Here is a 13,594-nt window from a genome sequence, read left to right as displayed (position 1 = left end):
GTGAACGCGGACGTGAACGCAGGTTGATTCGCACCGCAAACAGTTGGCAAACAGTCGCCTTAAGATCGTCTTACGGTTTTATGCTGCCTTGCTGCCTTGCCGTATAATACGAAGTTCATGAAACGGCAAGGCGGGCTGTCTCGGGTTTGGGGGCAGCCCGCTTGATTTTGACGCGGGCTGGATAGGCCCGGCGGAGGATGGTATGACGGAGGAAGCAGAGTCTACTGTAAAGCTGGGTGCGGCGAAGGCGGACGCCGTGTGTGCAGCATGCGAGAACACGCCCAAGTACCTGCCAGGCGGCAAACAACATACCGGGACCGACGGCAAGCCGATGTCGGTGTGGCAGATATGGCTTTTGCGCCTCTGCGTTGTCATGCTGGTGTGGGCTGTTCTGGAATTGGCATTCGGTGTGGGATTCTGGGTCTTTGGGGCACTGTTCCCGGGTATGCAGATATTCGGCCTTGAGGTGGGAAGCATTACGGCGTCCGTGGTTTCCACGGCGTTGGTGAGTGCAGCGCTCAACCTGGTTATCGGCCTGTTGGGAATACGTGGGGCAAAGAACCCCTGTAAGATTACGCTGTTCTTCTGGATCACGCTCGCCGATGCTGTCCTGACCGCCTGGGCTATGGCCAGCAACATCGCCTCGGGCATTTTTGATGTCACGGGTATCGTCAGCGGTCTGTTTATTGTCGCGCTGGCGGTATGCACCTGGCAGGTGCGGGGTCAGACGGGATACTTCGACGAGCATCCGTAAGCGTTCGAAAAAAAGGCCTCGGGATTCCCGAGGCCTTGGTGCGCGTGGAGATGTGTCTGAGGTTACTCGGCAGCCTTCTCGGCAATGCTTTTCTCCATCTGCGCGATGATGGGGTCCAGCGCGCCGGCCACGTCGTACTCCTCCACCTTGCCGGTATCGCACAGGCGCGCGAAGTCCGGGTCGATGGGCAGCGTCGCATAGGCGGGGATGCCGTAGCGCTCTGCCACGGTGGCACCCTGCGGTTCGCCGAAGATGTGGTGCACCTTGTCGCAGCTATCGCACTTGAAGTAGGCCATGTTCTCGACGAGGCCCACCACGGGCACGTTCAGATCGTGCGCCAGGTTCACGGCCTTGCCCACGATCATGGCCACCAGCTCCTGCGGGGCGGACACGGTCACGATGCCGTCCACCGGCAGCGATTGGAACACGGTTAGGAACACGTCGGAAGTTCCCGGAGGCATATCGACGAACAAGTAGTCGATGTCGCCCCAGCTGGTCTCGCCCCAGAACTGCTTGATGATGCCGGACACCACCGGGCCGCGCCAGGCGACCGGAATGTCGTCTTTGGGCAGCATCAGGTTCACCGACATGACCTTGATGCCGCTGTCGGTGTAGGCTGGCATGATGCCGTCGGCATCGGCGGTGAGCGGGTTGGTGATGCCGAACGTCTTGGGGATGGAGGGGCCGGTCACATCGGCATCCAGGATGCCTACCTTGAAGCCGCGCTTCTGCATCTCGCTGGCAAGCAGGCTGGTTATGAGCGACTTGCCCACGCCGCCTTTGCCTGATACGACGCCGATGACGTGCTTGATGTTCGTACGGGCGTTCGTCGGGAATGTGGTCGGACCGGCATCGGCGCGGTCGTCGCAGCTGGACACGCCGCAGCTGCCGCATTCATGCGAGCATTCTTCTGCCATGACTCCTTCTTTCTGGTTTCTGCGTCCGCAGAAGGCGGGCGCGCCTCTCGTCATACCCGGCATGATAGCATATATGGTACGCATGCAAAGAAGATTGTACTCAGCCATTACTAGCTATAGTCCTATAATGTATGCAAAAGGAATTCACCGTCGGCCAACAAGGCGCGTGCGGTGAGTGCGGCATCTGCGGATGCATCGCGCAAAAAGACCAAAAGGCAGGAAGAGGCGCTCTCGGCGACGGGTGCGCACGAGGCAAGGAGAGCCATGCTGTTCGCAGATATCGACATCTTGGACGAGAACTTCGACCACCAGCCACATCAGTGGGTCGGTGTGAAAGACGGACGCATCGCCTCTGTGGGCGCCAAAGCGCCCGAGGGGGCGCAGGCCCAGGAGTTCGGCGAGGTGTACGACGGGGCGGGCAAGCTGCTCATGCCGGCTTTCTACAACGCGCACGCGCATGCTCCGATGACGCTTCTGCGCGGCTATGCCGAGAACCTTCCGTTGCATGCTTGGCTCGAGACTATGGTATGGCCCTTCGAGGCCAAGATGACGGCCGAGGACAACTACTGGGCCACGCTTCTGGCCTGTGCGGAGATGGCCCGCTACGGCGTGGTGAGTTTCTCTGACATGTATTTCCATACTGACGAGCGCGTGCGCGCCGTGGTCGAATCGGGATGTAAGGCGAACATCTGCGAAAGCGAGATGTACTTCGAAACCAAGCCGTTCTCCGAATACGTTACGTTCGCGAAGTGCGAGGAGTACGTGGCCCAGTACCACGGAGCCGCCGATGGGCGCATCCTTATCGACTACAACATCCACGCCGAGTACACGTCGAACCCGCAGACCTGCAAGGACATCGCCGCCGTGACGAAGGAGAAGGGCCTGCGCATGCACCTGCATGCCTCCGAGACTAAAAGCGAGCACGAGGAGTGTAAGGAGCGTCGCGGTGGCCTGACCCCCATCGCGTACTTCGAGAGCCTCGGCGTGCTCGATTCGCCCACGACGGCGGCGCACTGCGTATGGTGCGAGCCGGCTGATCTGGATATCCTTGCTGCGCATGGCGTGTTCGTGGCGGCCAATCCTGCGTCGAATATGAAGCTGGGCAGCGGCTACGCACCTATCCCCGCTATGCTCGAGCGTGGCGTGAACGTGTGCCTGGGCACTGACGGCATGGCGTCGAACAACAATCACGACATGATGCAGGACCTGTACCTGCTGGCCTCCCTCTACAAGGGTTACCAGAACGATCCGACGGTGGTCACACCCAAGCAAGCGCTCTCCGCCGCCACGCGCATGGGCGCGCTGTCGCAGGGTCGCGCGGACTGCGGCTTGGTGCGTGCGGGTATGAGGGCCGACCTGGCCGTACTCGATGTGTCGGGCCCCTCGTGGACACCCATGACCAACCCCCTGGTGAACGCGGTATTCGCCGGCCACGGCTCGGATGTGTGCCTGACCATGTGCGACGGCGCGGTGATCTACCGCGACGGCGTCTATCCGGGCATCGACCTCGAGCTGGTTAAGGCCGAAGCCGCCGCACGTACCCGCCGCATTATCTCTGAGGTATAGGAAGGGCGGCGGGTCGTCGCCGAGGGAATGCGGTGGCCGTTGCATCGATCATGCGCCGAGCATAGGCGTTTTACCGAAACAGGGAGCGGAGGGGGAGACATGCTGCGGATTTCCGACGCGCGTATCGACAGCCTGATTGCCGAGGACGTGCCGTATATCGACTTGACCTGCACGGTGCTGGGCATCGGCGACGAGCAGGGCGAGATGGAGTATTTCACGCGAGAGGACTGCGTGCTTGCGGGTGTCGAGGTGGTCGAGCGTATCATGCGCAAGCTGGGCTGCGAGGTGGCGTCGTCCGTGCCGAGCGGGCAGCGCGTGGCTGCCGGTGATGCGTTCATGGCCGTGCGCGGCTCGTCGGCCGATCTGCATGCAGCGTGGAAGGTGTGCCTGAACGTGTTCGATCACGCATCGGCCGTGGCGACGAAAACGCGCATCATGGTGGATGCTGCGCACGGCGTAAACCCGCACTGCGAGGTGCTGACCACGCGCAAGAGCCAACCCGGAGCGAAGGATCTGCTGGTGGCTGCCACCATAGCCGGCGGGGCGTTTCCTCATAGGCTGGGGCTGTCGGAGACGGTGCTCGTGTTCGACCATCATCTTACGTTTTTCGGCGGCTTCGATGCATTCGTCGAGCAACTGCCGGTCATCAAAGGCCGCTGCATAGAGAAGAAGCTGTTCGTGGAAGCCGATGCTGCCCGTGCCTGCGTGCTGGCAGCTGCCGGCGTTGACGGTATTCAGCTCGACAAGATTCCCGTGGACCAGCTCGCACCGCTTGTGCGCGAGCTGCGCGCCATCGACCCGCGCGTTACGCTCGTGGCGGCTGGCGGCATCGGTCTCCATAATGCTGCTGCCTATGCCGCAACCGGTGTTGACGGCCTTGCCACCACGGCACCCTTTACCGCCAAGCCTGTCGACATGAGCGTGCGGATGCGGAGGCTGTAGAAGGAGCGGAGCGAACTTGACGTGGACAAAATCGAGCTTCGGGGCATTGTGTCGCCACTTGAAGCTACTTCGAAGATTTCATGAGCTGGCCTTTTGGGCGTCGGCGGCTTGCGATTGCCTCGCAAGCCGCCGTTTTCGGTGTGCCCGAGGTTCGATTTTGTCCATGACCTAATAGCTTTTATTTTATTGAAGCAAGCAAACGAGAATTCCCAAACTTCTGTGTAACATGCCCCTTGTTCGGTGCGTCCAATAGGCATCCGGTCGAATTAAGGAGGCGCCTGCGTGATTGATCTCTTACAACGTGCCCAGCGCGGCGACAGCGATGCGTTTGCGGAATTATTCGAACAACATAAGCTTCCCTTGTGGAAGGCGGCAGTGGCGGTGCTCGGCAATGTGGACGATGCGGCGGACGCGCTGCAGGATGCTACGATCAAGGCCTGGCGCGCTATTCCCCGCTTCGAGGGGCGCAGCCATCTGGCTACCTGGTTCATGCGCATCTTGCTGCATACAAGCTACGACTTGCTGCGCAAGCGCAAGCGCGAGACACCCTATGCTCCAGAGGGCTTTTCGGGCGAGTTTTCGGCAACCCTGCTCGCATTCGACGAGCAGCGTGCGATCGTTGGCGGCAAGCATCGCCCCGACCACGATGTCATCATCGACGTGCGCGATGCCATCGGTAAGCTCTCCTCCGACGACCGGCTGCTGCTCACGTTGTTCTATGTGAACGACTTTCCTGTGCAGCAGGTTGCAGAAACCATGAATCTATCCGAAGGTGCCGTGCGCACGCGTCTCGTGCGGGCGCGGGATAGGTTCAAGGCCGTCTATCTAAGCGAGAACGAGGGGAGAGAGGTGGCATTATGACGCCTGAAAACCTGAACGAAGAACATGAGCTGAAGCGTGCCGTTCGTCGTGCCTACGATGTGCCGATGCCTGCGAAAGCCCAAGTGAAACTTGAGGAAGCGTATGCGTCGCTGAGATCGGTGCCGCAAGAGCGCGCGGAGACCGCGGTGCCAGGCCCGGCCAGCACAGGTGATCGCTCCGGCGCTGCTTCGACCGCCGAACGGTCGAGTGCGGGTCGCGAACCCGTGCGGCCAACGGTGCGCCGTCGTCCGACGCGGGCGGCGCAAGGCGAGGCTGCCCAGGTTGGCAAGCGGGTGGTAAAGCGCAGCGCGGTTGTAGCTATTGCGGCTGCCCTGGTGGTGCTGTTGGGTGGAACTGCGTTTGCCGCCTCGAGCCTGTTGCAAATGAAAGCCGGCGACGTGCCCTTCTTCCAGAGTGGGAGCAACCTGCCTATTTACAACAGCCTGCAAGCGGGCGTGGCAAGTCTCAATACCGAGGTTGGGCAGTCGGCGGTCGTGGACGACATGACGGTCACCCTCGATACGGTGTCGACCGATCGCAATATCATCAACCTCTTCTTCACCATTGAGAAAGAAGGCGGTTTCGATCTGGCTGCGGAGTCTATCTACGAAGGCTCCAACGAGAACGAGTGGACGCGGTTGCAGCAGATCATGCCCCTCTTCTCTCAGGCGCAGATAACAAGTGCGGGAGAGCTCCTTTGCAAGAGCGATGTGAACAAACTCGACGCCTACCGGGAGGGCGACAAGGTGAAGTGTCTTATGCGCATTGTGCCCGGCGTGGTGCTTCCCGATGAGGTTGGTGTTTTGTTGACCGACATGGTAAAACCGCAGGTCGAGGGCGGCGAGTTGATGGAGCGCACCCTGTTTGAAGTGGGTCTTGATCTGTCCACGGTGGCGCAGCCTGACGAATTGGGGGCGCAGGATATCGTATTCCAAACCAGCGAGGGCGAGAAAACGCTGGGCATCAAGCGATTCACCCGCTCTGAGCTAGGAACGGTGTTCATCGTGCGCAACGACGAAGTCGAGACCATCGAAGAAGGCGGTCGCCCCGTGTACCACCCGTCCGACACGTCGATGCTGCCGCAGCTGCTCAAAATGACGGACGACCAAGGCAGCGCGCTCAACTTCGTGAATGCCGGCGATGGTATGGGTTACAGCCCGGCAGCCGATTACGTCATGGAGCTTTCAGGTATGTCGAAAGATGCCCAAAGCGTCACGTTCACACCTATGGCCTTGACGCAGTCTGCCCGCGAGGCGGGCGAGCCCGATGCCATTGACAAGCGCAAGGCGCTCAACGAGGCGAATCCGGCGCAAGAAGTCGACGTGAGTCAGATTGGCGCGCAATTGCCGACGACCGAATATGGCGGCTATGAGATTACCAGTTGGAAGGTGTCCGACAATACGGTAAGCATCGGCCTCAAGCCCTACGGTTGGGCGCCGGAAGCGTTCCGCAGTGCTTTCGAGCTCCATTCCGTCGACACGCCCACGGCTTTGAAAGACGAGTATACCGACCCGGAGACAGGCGAGACGTACGGTGGGTACCATACTGCGGTCCAGTATCATAAGTACGATTACCTAACCGGCGAACAGATTCAGATGACCTCGTATTACGCTGCTGGCGACAACGAGCTGCAAAACCTGCACCTCTACTCTTACCGTACAAGCTTCGGTCACTACCTAGAGGAATCGGCCGCAGCACAAACTTTGCCGTTTGTCGCACGCACGTAAAGCTGGAAGCCCGCCAAGGTACTTGCCTCGGCGGGCTTCTCGGGCCCCCTAAAGGGCTGCCTTAAAAACTATCAACGCGGTATAAAGTGCAGCGCAACAACTATCGGCATCTACGTTGCCGATAGTTGTTTGCCTGAGGTGCTCTTCGTATTTCCGGGCTTTTGCGCCAATTTTTTCGCGCGTCTATTTCCCCCGCCGCAGCTTCTTCAAGCCACCTACCGCAAGGGCCACGCCGCCGCCAATGGCCAAAAGGCCGGGACCGGGCAGGAGGAGCAGGGGTACGCCCACCAGCGCGATGGCGCTCCCTGCAACCAGCTGCACCGCGCCGGTGGTGCGGTTGGGAGCCTTTGTCGCTGTCGCGGAACCCGTCTCGCCGATGACGGTTGCCTGCGTTACGGTCTGGGCTGCCGGCGACGCGGCGGCACCTTCCCCGGACACAGCCTTGCGACCGTATGAGGGCGTGCGGAATGCATCGCCGCCCGCCGTCGTGCCCGCGCTCGCCGTACTCTTTTTCGCTGCGCCATGTGCAGTGCCTTGGGTGCTCGTGACAGGTTTGACCTCGATTATGGGTTCCGGTGCGCTCATTGCCTTACCTCGTTCGAATCGCTACGTATGCTTCCCCGTGATTATACGGATGCGTCAGGCGCGTCGCTCTGTCAATGCCGTGCCTGACACATCCGTCACTGTTTGGTAACGAATTCGCAGCAACTTCTTCAGAAAGCCGTGGCAAGGGCCCCGGCGAGCACCGGTACCATGATGCTTTCCCTCAGACGAATTCTCCTGTTTTGACCGTATCGCGCACCCCATATGCGATACACTACAAACCATCGGTATCCGCGCGGCGTTCGCGTGTGCGTGAGGGTTGGAAAAATGTTTGTGTAGGCTCGACTGTGGTTCGCGCCTTAAAGATAAGCAAGTGAAGGCGTGCGCCACCCAACAAGAAAGTTGGTGGTCAACATGGCAGCTCCTGCTACCGAACACGTACGAAACATTGTGCTGGTGGGCCAAGATGGCGCCGGCAAGACATCGCTTGCCGAAGCGATGCTGCACGTCAGCGGTCGTACGCCCCGCATGGGCACGACGCACGACGGGAAATCCTACCTCGACTACGACGATGAGGAGATCCGGCGCAAGTTCACCATCGGCACGTCCATCGCTCCCATTCCTTACAAGGACTTCAAGATCAACCTGCTGGACACGTCCGGCCACCCTGACTTCATCGGCGATACGCTGGCTACCATGCAGGCGGCCGAGATGGCGCTGTTCGTGATCGACGCCGTTGCCGGCCCTCAGGTCATGACCACCAAGCTTTGGCGCGAGGCCGAGAACATGCGCTTGTCGCGTGCCGTGTTCATCAACCACATCGACCGCGAGAACGCCGACTTCGACACCGCCATGGCGCTTTTGCATGCGCGCTTCGGCTCGCGTCTGGGCCCGGTGACCATCCCTATCGGCGTGGACGCCGACTTCAAGGGCGTTATCGACATCATCCGCATGAAGGCCCGCTACTTCGATCCGGGCAGCGAGGCCGAGCGTATCGAGGAGATCCCGGCCGACTACGTCGAGGTGGCGCAAGCCGCGCGCGACAAGCTCTGCGATCTGGTTGCCGAGGCCGACGACGAGCTGATGATGAAGTACCTGGACGGCGAGGAGCAGCTCACACAGGAGGAGTTGGAGCAGCTGCTGGACAAGGCTATCGCCCAAGAGCTGTTCATTCCCGTGTTCGTGGGCTCTACCATTATCAAGCAGGGCATCCAGGGCGTTATGGAAGATATTGCCACCTATTTCCCCCATCCGCGCCATCACGGCGGGTTCCGCCTGGCCAATGGCGAGGAGACCACCGTCGACGAGAACGGCGAGCCTGCCGCGTTCGTATTCAAGACCGTGTCCGACCCCTTCGTCGGGCGCTTGAGCTTCCTGAAGGTTATCTCCGGCGTGATGGAGCCGGGCATGGAGCTGATCAATGCACGCACTGCGAAGAAGGACCGCATCGGGCATCTGTACGTCATGATGGGCAAGGAGTCCAACGACGTGAAGAGCGCGAGGGCTGGCGACATCATCGTCGTGCCGAAGCTCACGGACGCCCGCACCGGCGATACGCTGTCGAAGTCGGGCTCCATCGCCATCGATCCGCTGCCGCTGCCCACTCCGCAGTACCCGGTGGCCATCGAGGCTGTGAACAAGAAAGACGAGGACAAGCTGGGCACGTTCCTGGCCCGCGCTGCGGAAACCGACCCCACCTTGCAGATCAGCCGCAGCGAGGAAACGCATCAGACGGTCATTACCGCCATGGGCGAGGCTCAGGTGGACACGCTGTTGGCGCGCCTGAGGGAGCAGACGGGCGTCGAGGCGAAGCTTATTGCCGTGCGCATCCCGTACCGCGAGACCATCCGCAAGACCGCCGAGGCGCAGGGCCGCCACAAGAAGCAGACGGGCGGCGCCGGACAGTTCGGCGACTGCTGGCTGCGTGTTGAGCCGAATGCTGGCGGCGGCTACGAGTTCCTCGACGAGATCGTGGGCGGCAGGATACCACGCGGCTACCTGCCGGCTATCGACAAGGGCGTGCAGGATGCCATGCGCGAGGGCTTCCTGGCCGGATACCCGATGGAGGATATCAAGTGCGCGGTCTACGACGGCAGTTACCATGCCGTGGACTCCAACGAGATGGCGTTTAGGATCGCTGCACGTGTCGGCTTCCGCGCCGCCTGCGAGAAGGCCGATGCCATCTTGCTCGAGCCGATGGCGAACCTCTCCGTGACGGTGAGCGAGGAGTATGCCGGCCCCGTGATGGGCGATATCTCCACGCGCCGCGGCCGCATCGTGGGCACCGACTCCAACGACGCGGGCGACACGGTCATCATCATGCGCGTGCCCTATGCCGAGGTGGTCACCTATACCAAGGACCTGCGTTCCATCACGCGCGGCAGCGGTTCCTACACCTTGGAGCTGGAAGGCTACGAACAGGCTCCGGCCGATGTGACCAAGCGTCTGGTCGAGGAGTACCAGGCCGCGAGGGCGGCAGGGAACTAGCCTGGTTGGTCTTCAAAGCGCTGCGGGCGCCGCCCTCCTGTTGGGGCGGCGCTCTTCTTTGGTGTGCCGAGCATGGCGCGCTTCTGTGAACTCATCCGTGGCATCGTGGCGCGCGTCGTACCATGATCGGCCCTTGCCGGGCATATCGTTGCTTCGGCGAGCGATCAGGCGGAACGAATCGACTTTTGCCCTGAATGCCGATCCCCCGGCGGGCACATCCCTGAAGCTCTTTCTCGGACGCAGGCGAAATCCATCGCAGACGGACACGAGGCAGGCTTGCTTTAGATTCGCGATCCCATAACACCCACCATCGGCAGAAACCGAAGGCTTCGTCCTGTCTTTTTGCGGGCGGGCCCGACAAGGAAGGGGCGAGGGCATCATGGACCAGGGTATTGAAGACCAGCAGCATCTGGAGACTGTGCTTGAAATGGTTCGGGAGGCGCTTGGGCAGGCGACGAACCTGCTTGAAGGAATCGACGGCTCCTATCATGATACGAAGCGCTACTTGGCAGAGGCTCGCGGCGAGATCGATCCCAGCGAGAAGTTCCAGAGCGAACTGGCCCTCAGCGAGGTTGACCGTCGTGCGGCCGTGGCAGGTGCCTCGAAGGCTCAGCTTGAGAAGCTGCTCGATTCCCCTTATTTTGCACGGGTCGATTTCAAGCCGGAGGACGGCGAGGGCGTGGAAGCCTATGTGGGGCGGTTCGCTTTCCGCTTCGGAAACCGGAGCATCGTGTCGGACTGGCGCTCGCCGGTTGCGGGTTTGTTCTACGACTACGAGTTGGGTGTGGCCGAGTACGAGGCTCCGACGGGCACGGTGCGTGGCGCTATCGTCGGCAAGCGCCAGTTCCGTATCGAGCACGGGCGGCTGGTGTATGCGGTGGACAGCGCTTCCAGCGTGCGCGACGAGGTGCTGCAGCGCGAGCTCAGCCGCACGTCCGACCGCAAGATGCGCACCATAATATCTTCCATCCAGAAGGAGCAGAACGCCCTCATCCGCGACGAGCGCCCGGGCACGTTGGTCATCCAGGGCGTGGCGGGTTCGGGCAAGACATCTATTGCGCTGCATCGCATAGCCTACCTGCTGTACCGGCAGAAGGAACGTCTGAACTCGAAGTCGGTGGTCATCCTTTCGCCGAACCGCGTGTTCGGCGACTACATCTCCATCCTTGGCGACTGCTTCCAGATGGTGGACGGCCGCGAAGGCCTGGACGAGCAGGAGGTCGCGGCCTACTTACCCCGATGCGCGTACCGCCTGCCTCATGCGCAGCTACCGCTCCACCTACGAGGTCGTTGAGCTGGCGCGGCGCATCAAGCCCATCTGCGGCTTGGAGGCAGTTGCCCGCCATGGGGAAGAGCCGCTCATCGCGGCCTGCCGCGACACGCGAGACGTACTCGACCAGGTGGGGCGCTTGATCGAGCGCTTCCAGGCAGGCGAGGGCAAGACGCTGGGGATTTTGCACAAATCAGACGAGTTGGCGCAGCGCTATGCCGAGCTTCTGGCGCTCGATCACGAGGTGCACTTCGTCGGTCGGGATTCTGTCACGTTCTCCGAAGGGGTGACGGTGGCTTCGGTGAAGATGGCTAAGGGCCTGGAATTCGACGAGGTCATCGTGCTTGACGTTGACAGTCGCCAGTACGCCACGGCAGCAGACCGCAATCTGCTCTACGTGGCCGTGACGCGCGCCATGCACCGGCTTTCGCTCCTGTACCGGGGCGAACCTGCGGAATTCCTTGCGAGATGAGCGTTTGCTCCGCGGACAAGGCGCGAGGGAAAAGCATTTCAGAATGTTGCGCCCTCTTGCCGAAGCGGTCTTTTGCGCCTCATTTGGCAAAATGCACCCGCTTTGCGTCCGAAATCACTGCTCGCCAAAACGAAGCGTTCTTTCGCGCTTCCCTGATCAGGTAGTTTGGATTTTCGGGTTGAGCGACTCCGACACTTTGCCCCTTAAATGGACGCAAAGCGCGCCTGTTTCGCCAAAAGCTCTGATTTCCGCTGTTATGCGACCATTGGCGTACCCTTTGCATCTGAGCGAAAGATAGGGGCGTCTGCAAAGTCGCTTGAGCAGGATGGCGTTAACGGCGCACCCCGATTTCCTTACCGAGCGATCGACCGCGCATGCGGGCACGTAGCACCGTTCGCGGTCAATCGCTCAGGGAGGCTCCCTATGCCGGACGGATGACCAGCTCTCGAATGAGGCTGTCGTCGAGGCTGCATACTCCGTCGTTGCAGTTCTCGATCTGGGCGAGCGCATGGATGATGGCGCCGTTGTAGTCGGCGTAGAAGTTCACCGTGTGCTCGTTCATTACCCGCGCATCCAGCATGCCGAAACCGCCGAACATGAACTTGTTGTGGAAGAACATCTCGATGGCGTTGCGCCCGTACACAAACGAGTTTTGGCGCTGCACCATAGACGGGCAATAGTCGACCAGGCGGCATTCCTGGGTGAAGCAGGCTGCAAGCGCGCGATGATCTTTGCTCTGCATCGCGGCGGCGAAATCGTTGATGACCATGTCTGCCTCCTAATACACTTTTTCGGAATTGAGCAGGGCGTCGGTGCCGCCGTCCACGAACAGCACCACGCCGTTGATGCCGCTTGCCTCGGGCGAGGCGATGAACGCCATGGAATTCGCTATTTCGATGGGATCCATGAGCGGCTCTTCGCCGAAGTGCGTCGGCACGGGGATGGCCTCCATGGCAGCCTTGTGTTCAGGAAGCATGTTGGCGGTCATGGCGGTGCGCACGTTGCCGGGTGCGATAGCGTTCAGACGAACGCCGCGCGAACCCCACTCGGCGCTCATGCGACGTACCCAACGGGCCAGGGCGTACTTTGTGGAGGCATAGTACACATGCCCGATGGCAGGATCGGTATCCTTCACCAGTTCCAGGATGCGATCCTCGTCGGCTTGGTTGTTCAGCATGCCGGCCACGTCCATGCGTGCAGCGCCCTGCGCAATGGAGTTCGAGGAGGTGACCACGCAGCTGCCTCCGCGCTTCTCCAACAGGTCGAATGCGCCCATCGCCATTTCGGTGGCGCCGAAGTAGTTCAGCGAGATGATCAACGAGATGGGTACCTTGCCGCCCGATACGCCAGCGTTGCAGATCATGGCATCGATGCCCTCCGGGTAGCGCTCATGCAACGCGGCTAGTGCGTTCGCGCGGCCTTCTTTCGTTGCTAAGTTGGCGTTGATGTCGCCGCCCTTCAAGTCGATGTTCACGACTTCGTGGCCGCGCTCGCGCAGTATCTCGGCCGTCTTTGCGCCGATGCCGTTTGACGCGCCAGTGATGACGTAAATGCCCATCGTCGTCCTTTCGTGCGATGCCTGCAACGCCTTGGCTGGGGTGTTGTAGGCTTATCGATACAAGATATTGTTACTGATCGTATCATAGCACGTGCGTGCGAGCGCATTTTTCCTGCGGGGTAAGCGGTAGGGGAGCGGTGCTTATCCCCGGGCGAGGGTTGCCGTTGCGCGATCGGACGGGAACGCGATCGGTTTTTCAGGATTGATTCAGGTCTCGGTTTTTTCGTACAGTAAAACATCTGTTTCGACTCCCCCTTTCCTGCAGTGAAGGCGATGTTCGCTCCACGTGTGCACGAGGGCATCCGCACGATGCTGCTTACCACGAACACCTCGTCTGAGCGAGGCCGCTACTATCACGACCTCGGCTCTGAGGATTTCCTGGTTGGCTAGCGGTTTGCGCGGCGCTATTCCTTTGACTGTTTTTCTTGCTGGTCACGGTAGCGGGCGAGTGCAGCCTCGTAGCTGCTGGCTGACTTGCGGTAGTAGAGGGTGTAGCC

12 protein-coding genes are annotated in these 13,594 nt (G+C 60.8%); 8 read left to right on the top strand and 4 right to left on the bottom strand.

The window, feature by feature from the left end; genetic code table 11:
• Positions 1-202 precede the first annotated feature (202 nt).
• Positions 203-754: a hypothetical protein gene (locus RR842_RS07955; RefSeq protein WP_332729410.1), complete on the top strand. Its 552-nt coding sequence runs from the start codon at positions 203-205 to the stop codon at positions 752-754.
• A gap of 62 nt (positions 755-816) precedes the next feature.
• On the opposite strand, the gene RR842_RS07950 is transcribed toward RR842_RS07955, so the two are convergent.
• A complete protein-coding gene (locus RR842_RS07950; RefSeq protein WP_332513857.1) occupies positions 817-1,671 on the bottom strand; it encodes an Mrp/NBP35 family ATP-binding protein in 855 nt (284 codons plus the stop codon).
• Positions 1,672-1,935: 264 nt separating this feature from the next.
• Here RR842_RS07950 and RR842_RS07945 point away from each other — a divergent pair, with 264 nt between their 5' ends.
• From RR842_RS07945 to RR842_RS07930, 4 genes are all read left to right on the top strand, one after another.
• Positions 1,936-3,237, top strand: a complete 1,302-nt coding sequence (locus RR842_RS07945; protein WP_332513859.1) for an amidohydrolase — start codon at positions 1,936-1,938, stop codon at positions 3,235-3,237.
• A 99-nt stretch (positions 3,238-3,336) separates the two neighbouring features.
• Positions 3,337-4,179 carry a ModD protein gene (gene modD / locus RR842_RS07940; RefSeq protein WP_332513860.1) on the top strand — a complete coding sequence of 281 codons (843 nt, stop codon included), beginning with the start codon at positions 3,337-3,339 and terminating at the stop codon, positions 4,177-4,179.
• 282 nt (positions 4,180-4,461) lie between these two features.
• On the top strand, positions 4,462-5,040 hold the full coding sequence (locus RR842_RS07935; RefSeq protein WP_332513861.1) for an RNA polymerase sigma factor: 579 nt from the start codon (positions 4,462-4,464) through the stop codon (positions 5,038-5,040).
• Positions 5,037-6,767, top strand: a complete 1,731-nt coding sequence (locus RR842_RS07930; protein ID WP_332553914.1) for a DUF4179 domain-containing protein — start codon at positions 5,037-5,039, stop codon at positions 6,765-6,767. The genes RR842_RS07935 and RR842_RS07930 overlap by 4 nt, the downstream gene beginning before the upstream one ends.
• Positions 6,768-6,950: 183 nt before the next feature.
• Here the strand turns inward: RR842_RS07930 and RR842_RS07925 are convergent, their stop codons facing one another.
• Complete coding sequence (locus RR842_RS07925) at positions 6,951-7,352, bottom strand: hypothetical protein (protein ID WP_332553913.1); 402 nt, start codon at positions 7,350-7,352, stop codon at positions 6,951-6,953.
• A gap of 372 nt (positions 7,353-7,724) precedes the next feature.
• Between RR842_RS07925 and RR842_RS07920 the strand changes: the two genes are divergently transcribed.
• The 3 genes from RR842_RS07920 (at position 7,725) to RR842_RS07910 (ending at position 11,539) form a co-directional block, all read left to right on the top strand.
• Complete coding sequence (locus RR842_RS07920) at positions 7,725-9,797, top strand: elongation factor G (RefSeq protein ID WP_332514793.1); 2,073 nt, start codon at positions 7,725-7,727, stop codon at positions 9,795-9,797.
• Positions 9,798-10,176: 379 nt separating this feature from the next.
• Positions 10,177-11,091 (top strand): hypothetical protein, encoded by a 915-nt coding sequence (locus tag RR842_RS07915; protein WP_332729409.1) that lies wholly within the window; start codon positions 10,177-10,179, stop codon positions 11,089-11,091.
• Entirely contained in the window at positions 11,057-11,539 is a 483-nt protein-coding gene (locus tag RR842_RS07910; protein WP_332729408.1) for an ATP-binding domain-containing protein, read from the top strand. The genes RR842_RS07915 and RR842_RS07910 overlap by 35 nt, the downstream gene beginning before the upstream one ends.
• 421 nt (positions 11,540-11,960) lie before the next feature.
• Here the strand turns inward: RR842_RS07910 and RR842_RS07905 are convergent, their stop codons facing one another.
• Together RR842_RS07905 and RR842_RS07900 are read right to left on the bottom strand one after the other, a co-directional pair.
• On the bottom strand, positions 11,961-12,308 hold the full coding sequence (locus tag RR842_RS07905; protein ID WP_332514974.1) for a hypothetical protein: 348 nt from the start codon (positions 12,306-12,308) through the stop codon (positions 11,961-11,963).
• A gap of 9 nt (positions 12,309-12,317) precedes the next feature.
• Positions 12,318-13,097 (bottom strand): SDR family oxidoreductase, encoded by a 780-nt coding sequence (locus RR842_RS07900; RefSeq protein ID WP_332518619.1) that lies wholly within the window; start codon positions 13,095-13,097, stop codon positions 12,318-12,320.
• Between the last annotated feature and the right edge of the window lie 497 nt (positions 13,098-13,594).

The sequence above is a fragment of the Gordonibacter sp. genome (genome assembly GCF_036667095.1).
Taxonomy (GTDB): domain Bacteria; phylum Actinomycetota; class Coriobacteriia; order Coriobacteriales; family Eggerthellaceae; genus Gordonibacter.
The sequence above is the reverse complement of the archived record's forward strand: the minus strand, read 5'-3'. Positions and strand labels throughout refer to the sequence as shown.